This window comes from Agromyces protaetiae (assembly GCF_030866785.1).
Classification (GTDB): domain Bacteria; phylum Actinomycetota; class Actinomycetes; order Actinomycetales; family Microbacteriaceae; genus Agromyces; species Agromyces silvae.
Window position 1 is genome coordinate 341,250 of sequence record NZ_CP133018.1, and the last position, 22,058, is coordinate 363,307.

Annotated in this window: 23 protein-coding genes; 13 read left to right on the forward strand and 10 right to left on the reverse strand. The window is 71.6% G+C overall.

The annotated features are described in order from the left end of the window. Window positions 1–62 precede the first annotated feature (62 nt). The 8 genes from QU602_RS01620 (at window position 63) to QU602_RS01655 (ending at window position 7,364) form a co-directional block, all read left to right on the forward strand. Window positions 63–629 (forward strand): MarR family winged helix-turn-helix transcriptional regulator, encoded by a 567-nt coding sequence (locus QU602_RS01620; protein WP_308798395.1) that lies wholly within the window; start codon window positions 63–65, stop codon window positions 627–629. 107 nt (window positions 630–736) lie between these two features. Next, on the forward strand, window positions 737–1,474 hold the full coding sequence (gene hemQ / locus QU602_RS01625) for a hydrogen peroxide-dependent heme synthase (protein ID WP_308798396.1): 738 nt from the start codon (window positions 737–739) through the stop codon (window positions 1,472–1,474). Then, entirely contained in the window at window positions 1,474–2,763 is a 1,290-nt protein-coding gene (locus QU602_RS01630; protein ID WP_308798397.1) for a ferrochelatase, read from the forward strand. Before hemQ ends, QU602_RS01630 begins: the two co-directional genes overlap by 1 nt. Then, window positions 2,760–3,713 carry a hydroxymethylbilane synthase gene (hemC, locus tag QU602_RS01635; RefSeq protein WP_308798398.1) on the forward strand — a complete coding sequence of 318 codons (954 nt, stop codon included), beginning with the start codon at window positions 2,760–2,762 and terminating at the stop codon, window positions 3,711–3,713. The genes QU602_RS01630 and hemC overlap by 4 nt, the downstream gene beginning before the upstream one ends. After that, window positions 3,710–4,510, forward strand: a complete 801-nt coding sequence (locus QU602_RS01640) for a uroporphyrinogen-III synthase (RefSeq protein WP_308798399.1) — start codon at window positions 3,710–3,712, stop codon at window positions 4,508–4,510. The genes hemC and QU602_RS01640 overlap by 4 nt, the downstream gene beginning before the upstream one ends. 41 nt (window positions 4,511–4,551) lie before the next feature. Then, the gene (gene hemB, locus QU602_RS01645; protein ID WP_308798401.1) at window positions 4,552–5,544 is read left to right on the forward strand and encodes a porphobilinogen synthase; all 993 of its coding nucleotides are present in this window, start codon (window positions 4,552–4,554) and stop codon (window positions 5,542–5,544) included. Next, window positions 5,541–6,857, forward strand: coding sequence for a glutamate-1-semialdehyde 2,1-aminomutase (gene hemL / locus QU602_RS01650; protein WP_308798403.1), 1,317 nt, complete (start codon window positions 5,541–5,543; stop codon window positions 6,855–6,857). The genes hemB and hemL overlap by 4 nt, the downstream gene beginning before the upstream one ends. A 105-nt stretch (window positions 6,858–6,962) precedes the next feature. Continuing rightward, complete coding sequence (locus tag QU602_RS01655; protein WP_308798404.1) at window positions 6,963–7,364, forward strand: hypothetical protein; 402 nt, start codon at window positions 6,963–6,965, stop codon at window positions 7,362–7,364. A 3-nt stretch (window positions 7,365–7,367) separates the two neighbouring features. On the opposite strand, the gene QU602_RS01660 is transcribed toward QU602_RS01655, so the two are convergent. Genes QU602_RS01660 through QU602_RS01675 form a run of 4 tightly spaced genes read right to left on the reverse strand, consistent with a single transcriptional unit; the run spans window position 7,368 to window position 11,092 of the window. Then, complete coding sequence (locus QU602_RS01660) at window positions 7,368–8,498, reverse strand: winged helix DNA-binding domain-containing protein (RefSeq protein ID WP_308798405.1); 1,131 nt, start codon at window positions 8,496–8,498, stop codon at window positions 7,368–7,370. 43 nt (window positions 8,499–8,541) lie between these two features. Further along, the gene (locus QU602_RS01665; protein WP_308798406.1) at window positions 8,542–9,363 is read right to left on the reverse strand and encodes an ABC transporter permease; all 822 of its coding nucleotides are present in this window, start codon (window positions 9,361–9,363) and stop codon (window positions 8,542–8,544) included. Then, on the reverse strand, window positions 9,360–10,256 hold the full coding sequence (locus tag QU602_RS01670) for an ATP-binding cassette domain-containing protein (RefSeq protein ID WP_308798407.1): 897 nt from the start codon (window positions 10,254–10,256) through the stop codon (window positions 9,360–9,362). The genes QU602_RS01665 and QU602_RS01670 overlap by 4 nt, the downstream gene beginning before the upstream one ends. 41 nt (window positions 10,257–10,297) lie before the next feature. Beyond that, window positions 10,298–11,092 carry an isocitrate lyase/PEP mutase family protein gene (locus QU602_RS01675; RefSeq protein ID WP_308798408.1) on the reverse strand — a complete coding sequence of 265 codons (795 nt, stop codon included), beginning with the start codon at window positions 11,090–11,092 and terminating at the stop codon, window positions 10,298–10,300. 35 nt (window positions 11,093–11,127) lie between these two features. Here QU602_RS01675 and QU602_RS01680 point away from each other — a divergent pair, with 35 nt between their 5' ends. Continuing rightward, entirely contained in the window at window positions 11,128–12,528 is a 1,401-nt protein-coding gene (locus QU602_RS01680) for an LssY C-terminal domain-containing protein (protein ID WP_308798410.1), read from the forward strand. A gap of 247 nt (window positions 12,529–12,775) precedes the next feature. On the opposite strand, the gene QU602_RS01685 is transcribed toward QU602_RS01680, so the two are convergent. The 3 genes from QU602_RS01685 to QU602_RS01695 form a co-directional block, all read right to left on the reverse strand. After that, the gene (locus QU602_RS01685; protein ID WP_308798412.1) at window positions 12,776–13,240 is read right to left on the reverse strand and encodes an ArsR/SmtB family transcription factor; all 465 of its coding nucleotides are present in this window, start codon (window positions 13,238–13,240) and stop codon (window positions 12,776–12,778) included. A 142-nt stretch (window positions 13,241–13,382) separates the two neighbouring features. Beyond that, the gene (locus QU602_RS01690) at window positions 13,383–14,021 is read right to left on the reverse strand and encodes a LysE family translocator (RefSeq protein WP_308798413.1); all 639 of its coding nucleotides are present in this window, start codon (window positions 14,019–14,021) and stop codon (window positions 13,383–13,385) included. 10 nt (window positions 14,022–14,031) lie between these two features. Next, window positions 14,032–14,427, reverse strand: coding sequence for a VOC family protein (locus QU602_RS01695; protein ID WP_308798414.1), 396 nt, complete (start codon window positions 14,425–14,427; stop codon window positions 14,032–14,034). Between the two features lie 86 nt (window positions 14,428–14,513). Between QU602_RS01695 and QU602_RS01700 the strand changes: the two genes are divergently transcribed. Next, entirely contained in the window at window positions 14,514–15,638 is a 1,125-nt protein-coding gene (locus tag QU602_RS01700) for an enoyl-CoA hydratase/isomerase family protein (RefSeq protein ID WP_308798415.1), read from the forward strand. Here QU602_RS01700 and sufU read toward each other — a convergent pair. Both sufU and QU602_RS01710 read right to left on the reverse strand, forming a co-directional pair. Further along, window positions 15,635–16,087, reverse strand: coding sequence for a Fe-S cluster assembly sulfur transfer protein SufU (gene sufU, locus QU602_RS01705; RefSeq protein WP_308798416.1), 453 nt, complete (start codon window positions 16,085–16,087; stop codon window positions 15,635–15,637). The two genes, QU602_RS01700 and sufU, sit on opposite strands and share 4 nt — an antisense overlap. Further along, on the reverse strand, window positions 16,084–17,391 hold the full coding sequence (locus QU602_RS01710; RefSeq protein ID WP_373692867.1) for an aminotransferase class V-fold PLP-dependent enzyme: 1,308 nt from the start codon (window positions 17,389–17,391) through the stop codon (window positions 16,084–16,086). Before QU602_RS01710 ends, sufU begins: the two co-directional genes overlap by 4 nt. An 86-nt stretch (window positions 17,392–17,477) precedes the next feature. On the opposite strand from QU602_RS01710, the gene QU602_RS01715 reads away from it, so the two are divergent. The 3 genes from QU602_RS01715 (at window position 17,478) to QU602_RS01725 (ending at window position 20,952) form a co-directional block, all read left to right on the forward strand. Further along, window positions 17,478–19,016: an MmgE/PrpD family protein gene (locus tag QU602_RS01715; RefSeq protein ID WP_308798419.1), complete on the forward strand. Its 1,539-nt coding sequence runs from the start codon at window positions 17,478–17,480 to the stop codon at window positions 19,014–19,016. 117 nt (window positions 19,017–19,133) lie between these two features. Then, window positions 19,134–20,288, forward strand: a complete 1,155-nt coding sequence (locus tag QU602_RS01720; RefSeq protein ID WP_308798420.1) for a bifunctional 2-methylcitrate synthase/citrate synthase — start codon at window positions 19,134–19,136, stop codon at window positions 20,286–20,288. Between the two features lie 100 nt (window positions 20,289–20,388). Continuing rightward, on the forward strand, window positions 20,389–20,952 hold the full coding sequence (locus QU602_RS01725) for an acyl-CoA thioesterase (protein WP_308798422.1): 564 nt from the start codon (window positions 20,389–20,391) through the stop codon (window positions 20,950–20,952). Window positions 20,953–20,958: 6 nt separating this feature from the next. On the opposite strand, the gene QU602_RS01730 is transcribed toward QU602_RS01725, so the two are convergent. Next, window positions 20,959–22,056 carry an AI-2E family transporter gene (locus QU602_RS01730; RefSeq protein ID WP_308798423.1) on the reverse strand — a complete coding sequence of 366 codons (1,098 nt, stop codon included), beginning with the start codon at window positions 22,054–22,056 and terminating at the stop codon, window positions 20,959–20,961. Between the last annotated feature and the right edge of the window lie 2 nt (window positions 22,057–22,058).

A 22,058-nucleotide genomic window follows, 5' to 3' on the forward strand; every position in this document is an offset into this window, starting at 1 on the left:
CAGGCAGTGCGAGTGAAAGCTAGCTTAGCGAGATACCAACCGGGGCCGATAGAATCAAACCTATGGTTGACATGGGGGAGCGGCGTATGCCCATCGCGGCCGCCATGCACGACCCCCGCATCACCGACCGCGACGAAGCGCTCGTCCCCCGTGCGGGCATGACCGACGACGAGGTCGCCGACGTCGTCCGGGTCATGGAGAGCCTGCAGCGATGGCACGACGCGGCGGCGCGCATGAGCGCGGCCTCCGAGCGCTACATGCGCCTCAACCACACCGACATGCGGGCCATCCGATTCTTGATCGCCGCGCGCAACCAGGGCGCCGTCGCGACACCCGGCGCGCTCGCCGCCTATCTCGGGATCTCGAGCGCGGCGACGACCAAGTTGCTCGACCGGCTCGAACGCGGCGGGCACGTCACGCGCGGCGCGCACCCGACCGACCGGCGTGCGCTCGCCCTCACCGTCACCGAGCACACCCGGCACGACGCCCGAGAGACCGTCGGCCGCCAGCACGCCCGGCGGTTCGCGGTCGCGGCCGCGCTGGAGCCCGCCGAGCGCGAGGTCGTGGTCCGCTTCCTCGACGCGCTCGCGGCGACCGGCGACGGCGTGCCGGAGCCGCAGGTCGAGTAGCGGGCGCCGGGAGCCGCGTCGGGAGCCCGCGAGTGCGGGCGGCGTTCGCCGTATTGGCTGATGCAGTCCTTTTTGGCCGATCCAGCGGAAAGGGGGAGACTGTTGGCATGTCTTCCCCCGCTGCCGAAGCGGCAGCCGACGAGCTCCGTCCCGAATCCGAACCCGAGCAGTCGCCCGAGGGCTACACGCTCTTCGCGGTGCTCCGCCGCGACCCCGCCCGACCCGACGACTTCGACGGGCACGACGTGCCGCGCGTGGTCGACGAGCTCGACGGCGTGATCGCGACGGTCGAAGCCGAGGGCGTCGTCGTCCGCGGGCTCTACGACGTCTCCGGGCTGCGCGCCGACGCCGACCTCATGCTCTGGCTGCACGGCCCGAACGCCGAGGGGCTGCAGTGGGCGCTTCGCCAGCTACGGCGTGCCCGGTTGCTGCGCGCGCTGCTGCCGACCTGGAACGCGATGGGCGTGCACCGCGACGCCGAATTCAACAAGGCCCACGTGCCCGGGTTCCTGCGCGGCATCGACCCCAAGGGCTGGCTCACGGTCTACCCGTTCAACCGGTCGTACGACTGGTATCTGCTCGACCCGGCCGAGCGCGGCCGCATGCTCGCCGAGCACGGCCGCAAGGGTGCCGCGTTCCGTGGGGTGCTCGCCAACACCGTGTCCGCGTTCGCGCTCGGCGACTACGAATGGCTGCTCCCGCTCGAGGCCGACGAGCTCACCGAGCTCGTCGACCTGATGCGCGACCTCCGGGCGACCGATGCGCGCATGCACGTTCGCGAGGAGATCCCCTTCTTCACCGGCCGTCGAGTGACCACCGCCGAGGTCGTCGAGGTGCTGCAGTAATGGCCGCCGCGAACCTCGGCTCGACCGGCGCGGACTCCGCCGAGCGCGCCACCCATTCGGCCGACCAGCGGCCCGCGCACTGGGGCCGCAAGCCCGCTCCCGCCGCATCCGCCCCGTGCGCGCCCGGGGCCGTCGTGCCCGGCGCGACGCCGGCCGCCCAGCCCGGCCCCGAGCACGTCACCGAGCCCGTGGCGTACGACGCGATCCTGCTCGCGGGCTTCGGCGGACCGGAGGGCCAGGACCAGGTCATCCCCTTCCTTCGCAATGTGACGAGCGGCCGCGGCATCCCCGACGAGCGGCTCGAAGAGGTCGCGCACCACTATCGCCACTTCGGTGGCGTCAGCCCCATCAACCAGCAGAACCGCGACCTCAAGGTCGCGCTCGAGGCCGAGCTCGCGCGGCGCGGCGTCGACCTTCCGGTGATCTGGGGCAACCGCAACTGGGACCCGTATCTCAACGACGCCCTGAACGAGGCGAACGAGCGCGGGTTCACCAAGCTCATTGCGATCGCGACCAGCGCGTACAGCTCGTACTCGAGCTGCCGGCAGTACCGCGAGGACTTCGCCGACGCGATCGCCGACACCGGTCTCGCGGACGTCGTGCAGATCGACAAGGTGCGCCAGTTCTTCGACCACCCCGGTTTCGTGCAGCCGTTCATCGAGGGTGTGCGCGACGGCCTCGCCGAGCTCGAGACGAAGGTCCCTGGCCTCGACCCGGCCACCGAGGTGGAGGTGCTGTTCGCGACGCACTCCATCCCGTCGACCGACGCCGCGAAGTCGGGCCCCGCGGAGCGGGGCTTCGGCGAGGGCGGCGCCTATGCGGCTCAGCATCTGGCGGTCGCCGAGGTCGTCATGCGCGAGGCGGGGGCGCCGGATGTCCCGTGGCAGCTCGTGTACCAGTCGCGGAGTGGCCCCCCGTCGATGCCGTGGCTCGAGCCCGACATCAACGACGTGATCGCGGAGCTGCCCGCCGCCGGCCGCAAAGCGGTCGTCATCGTCCCGCTCGGCTTCGTGAGCGACCACATGGAGGTGCTCTGGGACCTCGACAACGAGGCGCTCGAGTCGGCCGACGAGGCCGGGATCGCCGCAGTTCGGGTGCCGACGCCCGGCACCCACCCGGCGTACGTCGCCGGTCTCGTCGACCTCGTGCTCGAGCGTGTGCACGGGACGCCGGTCGGTGAGCGGCCCGCCGTGACCGAGCTCGGGCCCTGGTACGACGTGTGCCGTCCCGGGTGCTGTGAGAATGTACGGCTGGGCTTCCGCCCGGCCCTCGCCGGGATCGCGCCGTGAGTGTCATCCGGGTCGGCACGCGTGGCAGCGCGCTCGCGATGGCGCAGACGACGGCCATCGCCGAGCGCATCGCGAAGGCCGCGGGCGGCGCCGAGATCGAGCTGGTGCCGGTGACGACGCGCGGCGACACGTCGCGCGCCTCGCTCAGCGAGATCGGCGGCGAGGGGGTGTTCGCCACGGCGCTCCGCGACTCGCTGCTCGCGGGCGACTGCGACCTGGTCGTGCACTCGCTCAAGGATCTGCCGACGGCCGAGCACGAGGGGCTCAGGCTGGGCGCGGTGCCGAAGCGGGCCGATGCGCGTGACGCGCTCTGCGCCCGCGACGGGCTCACGCTCGAGACGCTGCCCGAGGGGGCACGCGTCGGCACGGGCTCGCCGCGGCGGATGGCACAACTCCTCGCCGCGCGACCCGACCTCGAGGTCGTCGACCTCCGCGGCAATGTCGACACGCGGCTCGGCAAGGTCGCGAGCGGCGAGCTCGACGCGGTGCTGCTCGCGGCAGCGGGGCTCGGCCGGCTCGGCCGTCTCGAGGCCGTGACCGAGCTGCTCGAGCTCGCGATGTGGCCCACCGCGCCGGGTCAGGGCGCGCTCGCGATCGAGGTGCGCCGGGAGCGTGGCGACCGCGACCTCGAGCGGGCTCTGGACAAGATCGACCACCCGCTGACCCGCGCCGCGGTGCTCGCCGAACGGCTGGTGCTCGCCGGTCTCGAGGCGGGGTGCACGGCACCCGTGGCGGCCGCCGCGTTCGTCGAGGACGAACTTCTGTTCCTGACGGCGACGGTGTACAGTGCGGACGGAACGCGGCAGCTGGTCAGCTCGCACGCCGCGACCCCTGAGAGCCGTTCGGCCGCCGACCTGGCGGAGGCGGCCCGCGATGTCGCGTCCCGCGCCGTCGCAGAACTCCTTGGCAACGGCGCCGCGGAACTCGCACCACCCGAGGAGAACCGGTGACCGATTACGAGACGACGACGGGACAGATCCCGTTGCCCAAGCCGCTCGCCGGCTGGCGTGTCCTCGTTCCGCGCGGCGGGCCATGGGGCGACAGCGTCGCGGCCTCGCTCCGTGCGCGCGGTGCATCGCCGATGGTCGCGCCCCTGATCAACTTCGCGCCGACCGATGACCAGCCCGCGCTCGAGGCGGCGCTCAAGAAGCTCGCCGACGGCGGGTTCGACTGGGTGACCGTGACCAGCGCGACGACCGTCGACGTGCTCTCGTCCTACGGTGCGGCGATCCCGGCGACGACGAAGGTGGCCGCGGTCGGAGAGACGACCGCCGCCGCTCTCGTGGCCGCCGGGTACCACGTCGACATCGTGCCGAGCGAAGAGAACTCGGCGCGCGGGCTGCTCGAGGAGTGGGAGGCGGCGACCGAAGGTGAGAAGGGCCTGCGCGTGCTCGCGCTTCGCTCGGCGATCGCGAAGCAGGTGCTCTCGATCGGGCTCGCCCGCATCGGCCACCACGTCGAGGCCGTCGTCGCCTACCGCACGGTGGGCGTGCCCGTCTCGCAGAAGGTCGCCGACGATGTGCGCGCGGGCAACGTCGACGCGGTGCTCGTGACCTCGGGCAGCGTGGCCGAGCAGGTGCAGCAGCAGCTGGGCCCGCTTCCCGACTCGACGCTCGTCGCCGCGATCGGCCCGCAGACCCAGCGAGACGCGGCGAAGTTCGGCCTCCGCGTCGACGTCGTCGCCCGCGAACGCAGCGCCGAGTCGCTCATCGACGCGGTCGTCAGCGCCGCCCTCGCGCGCGCCTGACGCCCGCCCCACGCCCAGGCGGGGCGACGTAGGCTGGGTCGGTGAGTGTTCCGCCGCGTGTCCGCCCCCGCCGCCTGCGTGAGACGCCGGCATTGCGCCGTCTCGTCTCCGAGACCCGTCTCGATCCCGCCGATCTCGTATTGCCGGTCTTCGTCCGCGAGGGCGTGTCCGAGCCGCTGCCGATCGCCTCGATGCCGGGGGTCATGCAGCACTCGCTCGAGAGTCTCAAGGGCGCGGTCGCCGAGGCCGCCGAGGCCGGTGTCGGCGGCATCATGCTGTTCGGCGTGCCCGAGGTGCGCGACGCGGTCGGGTCGGCCGCGACCGACCCCGAGGGCATCCTCAACGTCGCGACACGCGTCGCGAGCGACGAGGCCGGCGGCGCGCTCGTCGTGCAGACCGATCTCTGCCTCGACGAGTTCACCGACCACGGGCACTGCGGCGTCCTCGACCCGCTCGGCCGCGTCGACAACGACGCCACGCTCGAGCGCTACCGCGAGATGGCCCTCGTGCAGGCCGCATCGGGCTCCGAGCTGCTCGGCCTCTCCGGCATGATGGACGGCCAGGTCGCCGCGGTCCGCGAGGCGCTCGACGACGCCGGCCTCACGCACACCGCGATCCTCGCCTACTCGGCGAAGTACGCCTCCGCGTTCTACGGCCCGTTCCGCGACGCGGTCGAGTCCACGCTCCAGGGCGACCGGCGCACGTACCAGCTCGACCCCGGCAACCGGCGCGAGGGGCTCCGCGAGGCGATCATCGACATCGACGAGGGAGCCGACGTCGTGATGGTCAAGCCCGCGGGCAGCTATCTCGATGTGCTGGCGGATGTCTCGGCGGCCAGCGACGTCCCCGTGTGGGCGTATCAGGTGTCCGGGGAGTACGCCATGATCGAGGCGGCCGCGGCACACGGCTGGATCGAGCGCCGCCGCGCGGTGCTCGAGTCCGTGCGCAGCATCCGCCGGGCCGGCGCCGACGCCGTCCTCACCTACTGGGCCGTCGAGATCGCCGGCTGGATCCGACGGGGAGTCACCGAATGACGACGAACGCCGAGCTCTTCGACCGCGCCCGTGCAGCGATCCCGGGCGGCGTGAACTCGCCGGTGCGGGCGTTCGGTTCGGTCGGCGGCACGCCGCGGTTCCTGGTGTCCGCGAGCGGGCCGTACGTCACCGACGCCGAAGGTCGCGAGTACGTGGACCTCGTCGCCGGATGGGGGCCCGCGATCCTCGGCCATGCCGACCCCCGGGTCGTGGAGGCCGTCACCACGGCCGCGAGCCGCGGACTCTCGTTCGGCTCCTCGACCCCCGCCGAGACCGAGCTCGCCGAGCTCGTGGAGCGCCGGGTCGGGCCCGTCGAACGGCTGCGCCTGGTCTCGACGGGCACCGAGGCGACCATGAGCGCCATCCGGCTTGCGCGCGGGTTCACCGGCCGCGACATCCTGGTCAAGTTCGCCGGCCACTACCACGGCCACTCCGACGGCCTGCTCGCCGAGGCCGGCTCGGGCCTCGCCACGTTCGCGCTCCCCGGGTCCGCCGGCGTGCCGGCCGACGTCACGGCGCTCACGATGGTGCTGCCGTACAACGACCTCGAGGCGCTCGGCACGGCGTTCGCGGAGCACGGCGACCGCATCGCCGCGGTCATCGTCGAGGCCGCGGCCGCGAACATGGGCGTCGTACCGCCCCGGCCCGGATTCAATCGCGCGCTCGTCGAGCTCGCGCACCGGTTCGGCGCGCTCGTCATCTCCGACGAGGTCCTCACCGGCTTCCGGGTCTCCGACGCGGGCTGGTGGGGTGTCGAGCAGCGTGGCGACGACCCGTACACACCCGACCTGCTCACGTTCGGCAAGGTCATCGGCGGGGGCATGCCGGTCGCGGCGCTCGGCGGTCGCGCCGACCTCATGGAGTGGCTCGCGCCGCTCGGCCCCGTCTATCAGGCGGGCACGCTGTCGGGGAACCCGGTCGCGGTCGCCGCGGGCGTCGCCACGCTGCAGGCGGCGGATGCTCCGGTGTACGCGCGTCTCGACGAGGCATCCGTCGTCGTGGCCGACGCGGTCTCCGCCGCGCTCGCCGCCGAGGGGGTCGCGCACGCCGTGCAGCGCGCGGGCAACCTCTTCAGCGTCGTATTCGGTGACGAGGTCGCTGGGGGCGTGCACGACTACGCGGGCGTCAGACGCCAGGAGGCGTGGCGGTACCCGCCGTTCTTCCACGCCATGCTCGATGCCGGGGTCTCGCTGCCGCCGTCGGTGTTCGAGGCCTGGTTCCTCACGGCCGCGCATGACGATGCGGCCATCGGCCGGATCGTCGACGCGCTGCCCGCCGCTGCGCGCGCCGCGGCCGCCGCGCAGCCCCGCTGAGCCGCGCACGTTCGTCCGGATCGTGGGTCGTGTCTGCGCGTCGGGTCGCCGCTTTGTGGGGCGTCGACACCGCGTAGGCCGACCTCGTCGGGCAGGATGGATGACATGGCGAAGCTTCGCGTGCATCCCGACCGGATCGAGGTGCACCTCACCCCGACCGAGAAGTCGCTCGCGTTCCGGGGCGACGATGTCGTCATCCAACGCGAGGACATCCGCTCCGCGACGATCACGGACGACCCGTGGATCTGGATCCGGGGCATCCGTCGCCGGGGCACTGAGATCCCGCTCGTGGTGGCGGTCGGCGTCTGGAAGTATCACGGCGGCGCCGACTTCGTCATCGTGAAGGGCAAGCGGCAGGCCGTGGTGCTCGAGCTCGGCGGCGGCGAGTACGCCCGGCTCATCGTCTCGACGAACCACGCGGCCGAGCTGATCGACCGGCTGAAGGTCGCGCCGGCCGAACTCGCGGCGGAGCAGGCTGCCGAGCGGGCGGCCGACGGCGAGAGCTGACCGTCAGACGCGCGAGACCGGCTCGACGTCGACGGTCACGGGCACCCCGAGGAAGGCCTCGACCTCGGCGACGACCGCGTCGCGCGATCGGAGCTCGGTGCGAGACATCCGTCGCCATGGCACGATGCGCACGCTCGCGCTCGCGGGCCGCACGGTCGGCGCCCACCGGCCCGCCATCACGCCGCCGGCCATCATCGCGTGCAGCGGGAACTCGGGGATGACGGGCGTTCCGCGGCCGGGCGGCTGCAGGTACGCGCGAGGCGCGGCGTAGCCCATGATGTATTCGTCGTAGGCCTGGAGCAGATCGACGCGCTCGGGATCCCCGGCGTCGCAGGGCTCGATGTCGGATGCCTCGTGCCAGAGCGCGGAGACCGACGCGTCGTGCCAGAGCTCGTCGTCGAGTGCCTCGACCCGCCCGGCGGTGCGTTCGGCCGCCGAGGCCAAGGCGGTGCGCGCGTCGCCCAGCGTGAAGCCCGACCAGGCGGCGAAGTCTCGCGCGGAGGCTGGCCCGCGGCTGACCAGGTATCGCTCCGCGAGGTCGGCGAGCGCCTCGTCCCGGTGACGCGCGGGGGCCGCGGGCACCCGTTCGTCGAACGCGGCATAGGTGCGCTGCTTGCCGGCGCTCGGCCCGGAGATGACGACTCGCTCGAGCTCGGCGTACATGATGAGCAGGGCGAGTGCGGTGCCGGTGAGCGGCAGGCCGGCCGCGTCGAGCGCCGCGGCGAGCTCCGCACGGGTGCACGGTCCGTCGGCGGTGGCTCGCGCGATCGCGTCGCTGCCTGCGACGAGCACCTCCTCGATGCCCGTGCGACGGTAGTAGGTGCGGTTCACGCGGTGCACCCGCTCGGCGGAGAGCTCGAGCAGCCAGCGCGCGTCTTCTGGCGCGACGAAGTGCCACGTGGGTCGCAGGACGTGGGTGCGCAGGATCTGCCCGTCGTCGATCGCGGCGGCCACGGCGGCCGCATCCGGCCGTTGCGCGGCCGGGATCCGCTGGGCCAGACCCCATTGCGCGGGCAGGTACTCCTGCGATTGCACGGCGACGGCGCGCCGCACGAGCTCCGCGGGCGTCGTCGCGACCGGCCCGCGCAACCGCTGCGCCAACAGGCGGCGCGAACGCAGCTCCGCGGCGTCCACTCAGCTACCGTCCGCCGGGACGGCGCACATCAGACCGCGCCGATCACGACACGTCCCGGCGCCAGGTCGTGGCGCCGCCGATGATGGCGAGCACGAGCGCGATGCCGCCGAGCACCAGCCCGCCCTGCCACCACTCGAGCGGCGCCGAGGCCCCCATGCCGGCCAGATTGTAGAAGGATGCGCCGACGAGTGCGTCGCTCGCCGCCCCGGGCAGGAACTTCGCGACGTTCGCGGTCACGTCCGAGAGCGAGGCGACGAGGCGCAGTACCGGTTCGACGAACTGCGTGAACGCGATGACGATGACGATGGCTGCCACCTGGTTCGGGATCACGGAGCCGATGCCGACGCCGATCGCGCCCCAGAGCGCCATGGCGAGCACGCCGCGACCGATGAGCGCCCACGTGTCGGAGGCGTCGAGCGCGGTGTCGAGCCCCCACAGTGAGAGCGCGCCGGCGCCTGCGCCGACGGCCGCCGCGAAGCCGATCACTCCGAGGCCCGCGCCGAACCCGAGCTGCGAGGCGAACTTCGCTCCGAGCACCGTGCCGCGACGCGGCGTGACCAGGAAGGTCTGGGTGAGGGTACGGTGCCGGAACTCGCTGGTCACGGCGAGCGCGCCGAGCAGCACCGGGAAGACGTACCCGACGGACGACGCGAAGCTGTACAGCAGTGGTGCGAGCTGGTCGCCGGTGGGGATGGCTCCCTGCTGTGTGCCGCCGAGCGCCTCGGGATCGGTCGCGAGTAGCCCGAACATCGCGCCGAGGCCGCCCGACATGAGGGCGACGTACGCGACGAGGAGGATGGCGAGCACCCACCAGATGCGGGTCGTGAAGACCTTCTGGAGCTCTGAGGCGAGTGCGCGCATCATTCCGTCCCCTCGCCGACGAGCGTGAGGAACGAGTCCTCGAGGCCCGATTTCAGTCGATGCAGGCTGTTGAGCCGGACGCCGCCTGCGAATGCGGCGTCGCCGACCCGGCCGGGATCGGGCTCTTCCACGATGAATCCGTTGCGGCCCTCGGTGAAGCCCAAGCCTGCGGCCGTGAGCGCCGCGCCGAGCGCCGCGCGGTCGGGCGAGTCCACGATCGTGCGCGGGGACTCGTCGAGCTCGAGGCTCGAGAGCGTTCCGGTCTTCACGAGCCGCCCTCGCGAGATGATCACGACCTCGTCGACCGATTGCTGCACCTCGCTCAGCAGGTGGGAGCTGACGAGCACGGTGCGGCCCTCCCGCGCGAGGGACTGCAGGAATCCGCGGATCCACTTGATGCCCTCTGGGTCGAGGCCGTTGATGGGTTCGTCGAGCACGAGCACGCCCGGGTCGCCGAGCAGCGTCGAGGCGAGCGCGAGCCGCTGCCGCATGCCGAGCGAGTAGCCGCCGACGCGGCGGTCGGCGTACTGGTCGAGACCGACCTGCTCGAGCACCTGCTGCACGCGGGTCCGCGGGAGCCCGGCGGCGGTCGCGACGACGCCGAGGTGGTTGCGTGCAGTGCGGCCCGGATGGAAGCTCGCCTCGAGCGACGCGCCGACCTTGGTCGCCGGGTCCTCGAGGTCCGCGTACCGGGTGCCGCCGAACGTGGCGGTGCCCTCGCTGGCACGCACGAGTCCGAGCAGCACCCGCAGCGTCGTGGTCTTGCCCGCGCCGTTCGGCCCGAGGAAGCCGGTCACGAGGCCCGGTTGCACGGTGAAGCTGAGGTCCTCGACGGCGGTCACCGCACCGAACCGTTTCGTCAACCCGGTGACTTCGATCGGGATTCCCGCTGCCATGGCCAGCTCCTCGTGTGGTCGTTGGTCGTGGTCGTGCTCGGTCAGTTGAGGGGGCGGATGCCACTGGGTAGGACGCCGCCCCCGATGAGGTCGCGTGCAAGGTCTTCGAGCGCGCCGAGCGCGACCCGCTGGGTGTAGGGGCCGTATGAGACGCGTGCGACGCCGAGCGTTTCGAGACGCGCGGGCGGCGGCAGCTCCGACAGGCCGATGACGCTCACGCGCCGGTCGCCGATGCCCGCGACGAGTTCGGCGACGACGTCGTCGCCGAAGTTGCCCGGCACGAACACGCAGGTCGCGCCCTCGTCGAGGTAGGCGCGCCCGCGCTCGATCGCCGCGGCGACGATGTCTTCGCGCGGGCGGTCGCCCGCGCGCAGGAAGGCGTCGGTGCGGGCATTGAGCGCGAACGGCACGCCTTCGGCGTCGGCGGCGGCCACGGCCTCGCGCACGGCCGCTGCCGATGCGGCGAGCGGCTTCATCTCGTCTTCGAGGTTGGCGCCCACGATGCCCTCGCCGATCGCGCGACGTATGGTCTCGCCGGGCGCGCCGTAGCCGGCTTCGAGGTCTGCGCTCACGGGAACGTCGACGGCGCGGGCGATGCGCCCGCACATGTCGAGCATGAGCTCGACCGGGATCGCCTCACCGTCGGGATACCCGAACGTCGCGGCGATCGAGTGGCTCGCGGTGGCGATCGCGGTCGTGCCGGGCAGCCCGGCCACGACCTTCGCGCTCGCCACGTCCCACACGTTCACGACCTGCAACAGCTCGGATGCCTCGTGCAGGCGCCGGAGCTCGGCGGCGCGCGTGACCGTGGTCGAGGTGGGGGAGGCGCCCGTCATGCCTCCGAGCCTACTGGGGCCGATAGTCTGCCCGCATGAGCGCCGTTCGTGAGGCATCCGCCGAGGTCGCGCCGGCGACGCCGGCCCGACCGGTGCGACTGTCGGTGAATGCGCTGCTCGACGGGTTCGTCTTCGTCTACGCGGGGCTCGCGGTCGTGTGGCTCGCGTGGCTCATCTTGAGCGAGTCGTTCGAGTTCGGCTGGTTCGGGATCGCGTTCTTCGTCCTGTTCTGGCTCGTGCTCGCGTACCTGGTGCTGCCGCGGCTGCACCGCATCCTCACGACCATCTATGTGCCGAACTATTTCATCGGCCGAGCGAGGACGAGCGACGGGCTGCTCGGCGATCCGGTGAACCTCGCGTTCCTCGGCGACGAGGCCGATCTGCACGCCGCGATGGAGGCCGCCGGGTGGACGCGGGCCGATGAGGTCAGCTTCGCGAGCGGATGGCGTATCGTGATGTCGACGCTCAGCCGCCGCAGCTACGACGAGGCGCCGGTGAGCCCGCTGTTCCTGTTCGGGCGCAAGCAGGACTTCGCGTACCAGCAGGAGGTCGAGGGCAACCCCGCGAAGCGGCATCACGTGCGGTTCTGGCGCACGCCCGACGAGTGGCTGCTCCCCGGCGGCCGCCGCGTGGACTGGCTCGCGGCCGGCACGTTCGACCGCGCGGTGGGCTTCTCGCTGTTCACACTGCAGATCACGCACAAGATCGACGCGGACATCGACGTCGAACGCGATCACATCGTGCGGACGCTGCGCGAGGGCGAGGCCTCGGTGCGGGTCGACGTGATCGAGGACTTCTCGACCGGCTATCACTCGCGCAACGGCGGCGGCGACACGATCCGCACCGATGGCGACCTGCCCGTCGTCGACGTGCGGAGCGTGGTCGAGACGCCAGCGCCGTCGCCGGCCAAGCGCCCGGCCGACAGCTGGGGTGAGACGGCGGGCAAACGGCCGGCGTTCGAGTCGCCGGTCGTGCTGGTCGCTCCCGAGGCGCCGCCCGCGACCATGCCCCGGCCGACGGCCATCGCGCTCGGCGCGGGGCTCATCGTGCTCCGTGTCCTGCTCGGCATCGTGTGGCTGCTCGCCCTCGCCCTCGACTGGAACCGGATCGTGCAAGACGACCTCGGCCTCGCGCCGACCGACGACGATTGGGCGGCGCTGTCGGGCACGGCGCTCACGATCGTGCTCGTGGGCGGCGCGGTCGTGCTCGCGGTGCAGCTCGTCTTCGCCTGGCTCGTGTTCCTCGGCAAGAACTGGGCGAGGATCGCGGTGATGGCGATCGCCATGGCGAGCATCACGATCGCCGCACTCGACTACTTCATCGGCGACAGCGAGATCACGATCCGCACGACGCTGCTCACGCTCGCGTGCGACATCCTCGTGCTGCTCGCCCTCTCGAGCCGCGCCGCACGCGCCTACGCCCGCCGCCGTCGCTGATCCGGCCGGCTCAACCGCCGAGGGTCACCCCGCGCTCGGCGAGGAACGTCCCGAGCTGTGAACGCCCCGAGCTGTGAACGTCCCGAGCTGTGAACGTCCCGAGCTGTGAACGCCCCGAGCTGTGAACGCCCGTCTGGGCCGAGTCCTCCCACGGCGGCGCCGCGACTTTGCCGATTTTCGTATGCCAGTTGCGCCTCAATTGAGGCAGAACTGGCATACGGAAATCGCGATTCATGGGCGAAGCGCCTTACGGGTCGGCCGGGTCGGCCGACGTGGCTTCGCGGGCTGGGTGGGTTGGGGTGGCTGGGTCGGTGTGGTCGGCAGCATCGGGCAGGGTGGGGCGGCGACCGCGCGTGCCCTTGCGGCCGAGGCGGTGCGGCCTGCGGGAGGTGGGCGCGGGGTGGAGGGGCGCCCGGCGATAGAGCGAGCCGTACCGGTGATCCCAGAGGTGGAAGAGCTCGCCGACCGCATGGTCGAGCGAATCGAGGTACTCCGCATTGAGTGCGTACAGGCGACCTTGGGCGCCGTCGCTCCTGACGTCGACGACATGTTCGTCGCGCATGATGCGCAGATGGTGCGAGACCGCCGAGCGCGTCACCGCGAACTCCGCCGTGATGACGTCGTTGAGCACCCCGACCTGGTGTTCGCCGACTGCCAGGGTCTCGATGATGCGCCGGCGGACGGGCTCGGCCACGATCTCGAACGGATGCACGACACGCAGGCTACGAGACCGGGGCCGCGCACGGCCCGGCCGACGCCCGGTCTGTGGACGCCGCGGGCATGTCGGCCACGGGGGAGAACCGGTGGAGGGCCGGCGGAGCGCCGCTCGCGAGGCAGTGGTCGAGGTGGAAGGGTCAGTGGCGGTTGCCCGAGAGGGCGAGCACGCCGCCGAGGCCGATCATCATGACACCGCCCGTGGCGGCGAGGCCGGATGCGCGGCGCGGCGAGCGGGCGAACCAGGAGCGCGCCGCGCTGGCGGCGAGCGCCCAGATCGAGTCGCAGATGAGCGCGAGCACGATGAAGACGAGGCCGAGCTCGAACAGCTGCAGCGGGATCATCCCGGCCGTGAAGTCGACGAACTGCGGCAGCACCGCGACGAAGAAGGCGATCGTCTTGGGGTTCGTGATGCCGACGACGAATCCTTCGAGCAACTGACGCCAGTGCGAGCGGGGCGCGACGCCAGCGCTGGCGGCCGCGGCGGATGCGTGGCGGTGGCGGATCGCCTGGATGCCGAGGTAGACGAGGTACAGTGCGCCCGCGATCTTGATGATCGTGAAGAGCACGACCGATTGGGCGACGAGTGCGCCCACACCGAGCGCGACGGCGGCCGCCAGCGGCACCACGCCGAGCGCATTGCCGAGCACGCTGAGCAGGCCGCCGAGGCGGCCGAGCGCGAGCGAGCGGCCGATCGTGAAGAGCACGCTCGGCCCCGGGATCACGATCAGCACGACCGCGGCGGCGGCGAACGCCAGCAGGTTCTCGAGGGGGACCACGAAACGGATGCTACTCCTCAGCTGCCGGCTGCGACGCAACAGCCTGCGGCATCGTCGCGAGACGCACGCGCGTGCCGAACGGATCCGCGACGAACGCGACTCGCTCGCCCCAAGGCTGGTCGACCGGCTCCTCGAGCATCGTCGCGCCGGCCGCCGTGAGCTCGCGCGCCACCCGGTCGACATCGTCGACGTAGAACCACAGCAGGAGGTTCGACGGCACCCCGGGCGCCGCGTCCTCAGCCAGGCCGATGCCGAGCGACGACGATCCCGCCTTGAGCGAGACGTACACGGGCTCGCCCGCGTCAGGGAAGCGGTACACGAGCTCCGCGCCGAAGGCGTCGCAGTAGAACTCGAGTGCCCGCGGGAGATCGGAGACCTCGAGGATCGGGAACGCCGACTCGATCATGACCCCTCCAGCCGGGAGCGCCGCGGACCGGGCTCTCCCGATCGGGAGGGTACGCCGGAGGGCACGGTGCCGCTACCGTGGCATCCGTGACCGAGCTGATCAGTGCGACCGTGGCCGACGGGGTGGGGCACCTCACCCTCGACCGTCCGAAGGCGCTCAACGCGCTGAACTTCGAGATGGTCGTGGCGCTCACCGAGGTGCTCGACGCCTGGCGCGATGACTCCGAGGTCGGCGTCATCGTGCTCGACGGCGAAGGCGACCGCGGGTTCTGCGCAGGCGGCGACCTGCGTGAGCTGCACGCCTTCGCGACCGGCGGCGACGCCCTGCCCGCACACGACTTCTTCCGCGCGGAGTACCGGCTCGATGCCATGATCGCCCGCTATCCGAAGCCGATCGTCGCGATCATGGACGGCATCACGATGGGCGGCGGCGTCGGCCTCAGCGGGCACGCCGCCATCCGCATCGTCACCGAACGCTCCCGCATCGCGATGCCCGAGACCCGCATCGGCTTCACCCCCGACGTCGGCGGCACCTGGCTGCTCGCCAACGCGCCCGGCGAGCTCGGCGTGCACCTCGCGCTCAACGCACGGACCATGGATGCCTCGGACGCACTCCACGCCGGCTTCGCCGACGCCTACGTGCCGAGCGAACGACTGCCGCACCTGCTGCAGGCACTCGCCGAGCGGGCCGACCCCGGCTCGCCCGCGGAGATCGTCATGCTCTTCGACGAGACCCCCGGCCCGTCGGCGCTCGCACTCACGCGGGACTGGGTCGACGCGTGCTACTCGGCACCGACGGTGCGCGAGATCATCGGCCGGTTGCGTGCGTTCGCGCGCGGCGACGGCGCAACCGGGCGGGATGCCTCGTTGCCGAGGCATCCGCTCGACCCGGGCGCGCCCGCCTACGCGGCCGCGGCCGCCGACGAGCTCGAGACGCTCTCGCCGACCGCGCTCACCGTCACGCTCGAGTCGGTGCGCCGAGCCCGCACGCTGCCGCGGCTCGAGGACGCGTTCGAGCAGGAGTTCCGGGCCGTGACCTGGTTCATCGAGCAGCACGACCTGCACGAGGGGATCCGCGCCCAGGTCATCGACAAGGACCGGAACCCGCGCTGGAACCCGCCGGCGCTCGACGACGTGCCGCCGGGGCTCGCCGCACGCGTCCTCGACGAGGCGCGCTTCGCGCCAGTCTGGCCGGCCGCCTCCGCGGGTTAACCCGCGGGTGAGCCGGCCTTCGCGACCGCCGCCTCGAGCGCGACCCACGCGAGCATCGCGCACTTCACGCGCATCACGTACTTCGAGACGCCGTGGAAGGCGACCGCGTCGCCGAGCAGCTCGACATCGGGCTCGCCGCGCCCCTGCGAGCGCAGCATCTCGCGGAACGCGTCGGTGAGCGATTGCGCCTCGGCGACCGTCAGGCCACGCACCGAGTCGACGAGCACCGACGCCGACGCCATCGAGATGCTGCAGCCGTCGCCTCGCCAGGCGAGCTCCTCGATGCGCTCGTGCGCCGGGTCGAGCCGGATCCGCATCGTCAGCTCGTCGCCGCACGACGGGTTCAGCTCATGGTGTTCCGCCGTGGCATCCGTCAGCTCACCGTCGCCGTGACGCGCCTTCGAGTGATCCAGGATGATCTGCTGGTACAGCCCTTCGAGCCCGCTCATGCCGACGCCTCCTCGGCCACGCCGAAGAAGCGGCGGGCGTCGGCGAGTGCGGCGACGAACCGATCCGCCTCCTCGAGCGACGTGTAGACGTGCGAGCTCGCGCGCGTCGAGCTCGTGAGGCCGAGCGCCCGGTGCAACGGCTGCGCGCAGTGGTGGCCGGTGCGCACATCGATGCCGGCCTCGTCGAGGAACTGCCCGATGTCGTGCGCGTGCACGCCGTCGACGGCGACGCTCACGAGCCCCGCGCGCGTCTCGCCCGCGGCCGGGCCGAGCACGCGCAGCCCCGGCACGCGTGCGAGCCCGTCGAGCACGCGCTCGGCGAACGCCTGCTCGTGCGCGGCGACTGCGTCCATGCCGAGCGCGTCGAGGTAGCGCACCGCCTCCGCGAGCGCGACCACCTGCGACACGGGCTGGGTGCCGGCCTCGAACCGGTGCGGCGACGGCAGGAACTCCGCCGAATCGATCGTGACCACCGTGATCGTCGACCCGCCCGTGCGGGCCGGCGGCAGCGCGTCGAGCAGCTCGGCGCGGCCGAAGAGGCCGCCGACGCCGTTCGGGCCGAGCATCTTGTGCCCCGAGAACGCGGCGAAGTCCACGCCCTGCGCGGTGAAGTCGACCGGGCGGTGCGGGACCGACTGGCAGGCGTCGAGCACGACGAGCGCGCCCTGCCGATGCGCGAGTTCGACGACGTCGGCGACCGGCGCGATGAAGCCGGTCACGTTCGAGACCTCGGCGACCGCGACGAGCCGCGTTCGATCGGTGATCGCCTCGGCCATCGCGTCCATCGACCAGAGGCCGTGCTCGTCGACCCGGACCGGCACGATGCGGGCGCCGGTCTTCGCCGCGAGGCGCTGCCACGGGATGAGGTTGGCATGGTGCTCGGCCTCGGTGACGACGATCTCGTCACCCGCGCCGAGCGCGAACCGCGCGGCCTCGGGCCCGCCGAGCCCCGCGCTCGCATCGGCCAGGCCGAGCGCCACGATGTTGAGGGCGTCGGTCGCGTTCTCGGCCCAGACGAGCTCGCGCTCGCCTGCGCCGACGAACCGGCCGACTTCGGCACGCGCATCCTCGAACCGCGACGTGGACTCGCCGACCGCGGCGCTCGTGCCGCGATGCACGGCGGCGAGATGGTGTTCGAGGTAGTCGCGTTCGGCGTCGAGAACCTGCCGGGGTCGTTGCGACGTCGCCGCGGAATCGAGGTAGGCGCGGACGGGCGCGCCGTCGGTGTGTGCGAAGGCGGGGAAGTCTCGTCGGATGTCGGCGACCGAGCGGCCGCCCACCGACTCCTGAGCGAGGGGAAGCATCCCCTCCATCGTCCCACGGTTCGCGCAACCGCCGCCCGTCGCGCGGACGGGTGCCATCGGCAGCGCCGCCGGGTACGGTTGGTCGCGTGAAGATCCACCACCTGCGTACACATCGGAGTGACGAGCACCTGCCCCGCGAAGGCCAACTGGCCTGGCAGCTGGCGGCCGTCGCGACCGATCCCGTCGAGCTCGACGACGACGTCGTCGACATGGTCGTCAACCGGGTGATCGACAACGCCGCCGTCGCCGCCGCGTCGATCACACGCAAGCCGGTCGTCTCGGCGCGCAGCCAGGCGCTCGCGCACCCCGTCTCGATCGGCGGCGACGGCGCGACCGTGTTCGGCGCCGACGCCGGCCGGCGCACCTCGCCCGAGTGGGCGGCGTGGGCGAACGGCGTCGCCGTGCGCGAGCTCGACTTCCACGACACCTTCCTCGCGGCCGACTACTCGCACCCGGGCGACAACATCCCGCCGATCGCGGCGGTCGCCCAGCACCTCGCCGCCGCGCGCGGCCTCACCGGCCGCGACGTGATCCGCGGCATCGCGACCGGCTACGAGGTGCAGATCGACCTCGTGAAGGCGATCTCGCTGCACGAGCACAAGATCGACCACGTGGCGCACCTCGGGCCCGCGGCCGCGGCGGGCATCGGCACGCTGCTCGGGCTCGACCAGGAGACCATCTTCCAGGCGATCGGCCAGGCGCTGCACACGACGACGGCGACCCGGCAGTCCCGCAAGGGCGAGATCTCCACGTGGAAGGCGCACGCGCCCGCGTTCGCCGGCAAGATGGCCGTCGAGGCGGTCGACCGCGCCATGCGCGGCGAGACCAGCCCGGTGCCCATCTACGAGGGCGAAGACGGCGTCATCGCGTGGCTGCTCGGCGGGCCCGATGCGTCCTATGACGTGCCGCTCCCCGAGGCGGGCGAGTCGAAGCGCGCCATCCTCGACTCCTACACGAAAGAGCACTCGGCCGAGTACCAGGCGCAGGCCTGGATCGACCTCGCCCGTCGACTGCACGAGCAGTACTCGCTGATCCTCGAAGATCCCGAGCGCATCGCGTCGATCGTGCTGCACACCTCGCACCACACCCACTACGTGATCGGCTCGGGCGCGAACGACCCGCAGAAATACGATCCGGATGCCTCTCGCGAGACGCTCGACCACTCGATCCCGTACATCTTCACGGTCGCGCTGCAAGACGGCGCGTGGGACCACGAGGCGTCGTACTCGCCCGAGCGCGCCCACCGCCCCGAGACGATCGCGCTCTGGAACAAGGTCACGACCGTCGAGGACCCCGAGTGGACGCGGCGCTACCACTCACTCGACATGGACGAGAAGGCGTTCGGCGGCCGGGTCGTGATCACGCTCGCCGACGGCGGCGAGATCGTCGACGAGATCGCCGTCGCCGACGCGCACCCGCTCGGCGCCCGGCCGTTCGGGCGGGAGCAGTACGTCCAGAAGTTCCGGACCCTCGCCGAGTGGGCGCTCGAGCCCGCCGAGATCGACCGATTCCTCGACGTCGCGCAGCGCCTGCCCGAACTCGGTCCCGACGAGCTCGGCGCGCTGACCTTCACGGCCGCGCCGGGCGTGCTCTCGGTGCTCGACGTGCCGCAGGGCCTCTTCTGAGTCTCTGTACGGCGGGCCCGTCGCGGACACCCGCAGATCGTGACGGGATTCGATGAGGTCGTAGGCTGGGGAACGCGGGCGCGCCGGGGCCCCGCCTTCGATCCCACGAGGAGCACGATGACCGATCAGCACGCGCCCGAGATCTACAAGGGGCTGGCAGGCGTACCCGTCGACTACACGGCGATCTCGAAGGTGAACCCGGAGACGAACTCGCTGCTCTACCGCGGGTATCCGGTGCAGGAGCTCGCAGCGTCCGTCACGTTCGAAGAGGTCGCGTACCTGCTGTGGCACGGCGACCTGCCGACCGACGACCAGCTCGCGGCGTTCGAGGACCTCGAGCGCGGCCATCGCGGACTCGACCACGAGGTCAAGCGCATCATCGACGAACTGCCGCTCACGGCGCACCCGATGGATGTCGTGCGCACCGCGATCAGCGTCATCGGCGCGACCGACCCGACGACTCCGGATGCCTCGCCCGAGGCCAATCTCGAGAAGGCCATCCGGCTGTTCGCGAAGCTGCCGTCGATCGTGAGCTACGACCAGCGCCGCCGGCACGACCTCGACTTCGTCGAGCCGCGCGCCGACCTCGGCTACTCGGCGAACTTCCTCTGGCAGACGTTCGGCGAGGCGCCCGAGCTCGCGGTCGTGAACGCGTTCGACGTGTCGATGATCCTCTACGCCGAGCACTCGTTCAACGCGTCCACGTTCACCGCACGTGTCATCGCGTCGACACTGAGCGACCTGTACTCCGCCGTCACCGGCGCCGTGGGCGCACTCAAGGGCGCGCTGCACGGCGGCGCGAACGAGGCCGTCATGCACGCCTTCGACGAGATCGGCCCCGGCGACGGCGCGGGCGAGCGTGCGGCGGCCTGGCTCGACACCGCACTCGCCGAGAAGCGGAAGATCATGGGCTTCGGGCACCGCGTGTACAAGAACGGCGACTCGCGCGTGCCCACCATGCGCGATGCGTTCGAGCGCATGGTCGAGCACTACGACCGGCCCGACCTGCTCGAGCTGTACGTCGCCCTCGAGCAGGGCATGGCCGAGCGCAAGCACATCCTGCCCAACCTCGACTACCCGGCCGGGCCGGCGTACCACCTGATGGGGTTCGACACCGAGACGTTCACGCCGCTGTTCGTCGCGAGCCGGGTCACGGGCTGGACCGCGCACATCATGGAGCAGCTCGCGTCGAACGCGCTGATCCGCCCGCTCTCGGTGTACACGGGGCCAGACGAGCGGCACGTGCCGATCCCCGCGACGCCGGTCGAGTAGCGAGCTCGCACAACGCGAGGCCGGGGCATCCGCCCGGCGACTGTGGCGACCCGCCAATCGTGGTGACTTCCACGACGGATCGCCCATACAGTCGTGGATTATGCACATGTTGTTCCGGACGCTCCTGCACGTGCTGTTCCTCTCACGCCGGAGGCCCGACCTCGGGCACTACGACGTCGCGAAGACGCGGTTCATCACGCTGCCGACCGATCTCGACATCAACCGGCACATGAACAACGGCGTGTACTTCTCGATCATGGACGTTGCGCGCTTCGACATGCTCGTGCGCAACGGCATCTGGAACGTCATGCGCGAACGCGAGTGGTACCCCGTCGTCGCGAGTGAGACGATCACGTTCCGCAAGTCGCTCTCGCTCTGGCAACGGTTCACCATCGAGTCGCGCGTGCTCGGCTTCGACGACAAGGCGGTCTACGTCGAGCAGCGGTTCGTCCGGCCGGGGCCGGACGGCCAGCCGGAGGTGTACGCGCAGGGGTTCATCCGTGGTCGGTTCCTGCGGAAGTCCGGCGGCACCGTCCCGATCCCGGAGCTGATCGAGGCGTTCGGCACGCAACCCGGCGACGGGCTGCCCGACTGGATCGAGCGGTGGGGCCAGGATGTCGCGCTGCCCGCGACCCGCGCCGCCGCGCCGTCGGTCTGGCGCTGACCAGCGTTACAGTTTCGCCTGCCGCGGGATGACGATCTCGCGGATGATGAGCAGGATGCCGGCCGAGATCGGGATAGCGACGAGCGCGCCGAGCAGACCGAGCAGCGTGCCGCCCGCGAGGGCCGAGATCAGCACGATCGTGCCCGGCACCTGCACGGCCTTGCCCATGACCCGCGGCGTGAGGATGTACGCCTCGAGCTGCATGTAGACGAGCATCGCCGCGAGCACGATGAGCGCCGTCGTCGGCGAGACGAAGAGCGACACGAAGGTCATCAGGACGGTCGTGAGGACGGTTCCGATGAGGGGGATGAGGGTCACGAAGAGCGCGACCACGCCGAGGATGAGCGCGTACGGCACTCCCACGACGGTCAGCAGGATGGTCGAGAACGTCGCATTCAGGAACGCGAGGATGACCATGCCGCTGAGGTACTTGCCCACCGACTGCATGATGCGCTCGGCGTAGCCCTCGATCTGCGCACGGTGCGACCCCTTCACCAGTGAGTAGCAGGCCCGCTTGGTCACATCGAGGGTGGCGATGAAGTAGATCGACAGCACGACCACGAAGAACCCCGTGGACACCGCCGCGATCACCGAGGCGCCGAACGCGAGCGCGCCGCCGCCGATCGTCGCCCACAGGTTCGGGTCGGTGATGACGTCGCCGAGTCCCTGGACGAGATTGCCGAGCAGGCCGTTCGTGGCCGCGTTCGCCGCGTCGAACCAGCCGGAGTCCTGCACGGTCTGCACCATGCCGGGGACGGCCTTCACCAGCGCGGTCGCCTGTGCGACGACGGGCGGGATCACGATCCAGATGATCGCGACCACGACCGCGATGAACAGCAGGATGACCACCACGATCGCCACGCCGCGCTTGAGCCCGCGACGCTGGAACCACCGGATCAGCGGGTCGAGCCCAAGCGCCACGAACGCGGCGATGAACACCGAGAGCACCACGCTCGACAGGTTCATGAGCGCGACCGCGAGCGCGAGCGCGAGCAGCACGCCGAGCGTGACGATGAACCCCCATCTCAGCGGGTGGTTCACGAACAGCTGCTGCCCGGGTCTGGTCGCGGGGCCGCGGCGGCGCAACCGGTCTGCCGTCTTCACGG

Coding starts and splice junctions, on each gene's coding strand:
- QU602_RS01675 (WP_308798408.1), bottom strand. CDS start 11,092: ATGACGGGCGCCTCCCCCACCTCGACCACGGTCACGCGCGCCGCCGAG.
- QU602_RS01630 (WP_308798397.1), top strand. CDS start 1,474: ATGGCCGCCGCGAACCTCGGCTCGACCGGCGCGGACTCCGCCGAGCGC.
- QU602_RS01680 (WP_308798410.1), top strand. CDS start 11,128: ATGAGCGCCGTTCGTGAGGCATCCGCCGAGGTCGCGCCGGCGACGCCG.
- QU602_RS01720 (WP_308798420.1), top strand. CDS start 19,134: ATGACCGATCAGCACGCGCCCGAGATCTACAAGGGGCTGGCAGGCGTA.
- sufU (WP_308798416.1), bottom strand. CDS start 16,087: ATGAGCGGGCTCGAAGGGCTGTACCAGCAGATCATCCTGGATCACTCG.
- hemQ (WP_308798396.1), top strand. CDS start 737: ATGTCTTCCCCCGCTGCCGAAGCGGCAGCCGACGAGCTCCGTCCCGAA.
- QU602_RS01620 (WP_308798395.1), top strand. CDS start 63: ATGGTTGACATGGGGGAGCGGCGTATGCCCATCGCGGCCGCCATGCAC.
- QU602_RS01725 (WP_308798422.1), top strand. CDS start 20,389: ATGCACATGTTGTTCCGGACGCTCCTGCACGTGCTGTTCCTCTCACGC.
- QU602_RS01710 (WP_373692867.1), bottom strand. CDS start 17,391: ATGCTTCCCCTCGCTCAGGAGTCGGTGGGCGGCCGCTCGGTCGCCGAC.
- QU602_RS01665 (WP_308798406.1), bottom strand. CDS start 9,363: ATGATGCGCGCACTCGCCTCAGAGCTCCAGAAGGTCTTCACGACCCGC.
- QU602_RS01670 (WP_308798407.1), bottom strand. CDS start 10,256: ATGGCAGCGGGAATCCCGATCGAAGTCACCGGGTTGACGAAACGGTTC.
- hemL (WP_308798403.1), top strand. CDS start 5,541: ATGACGACGAACGCCGAGCTCTTCGACCGCGCCCGTGCAGCGATCCCG.
- QU602_RS01695 (WP_308798414.1), bottom strand. CDS start 14,427: ATGATCGAGTCGGCGTTCCCGATCCTCGAGGTCTCCGATCTCCCGCGG.
- QU602_RS01655 (WP_308798404.1), top strand. CDS start 6,963: ATGGCGAAGCTTCGCGTGCATCCCGACCGGATCGAGGTGCACCTCACC.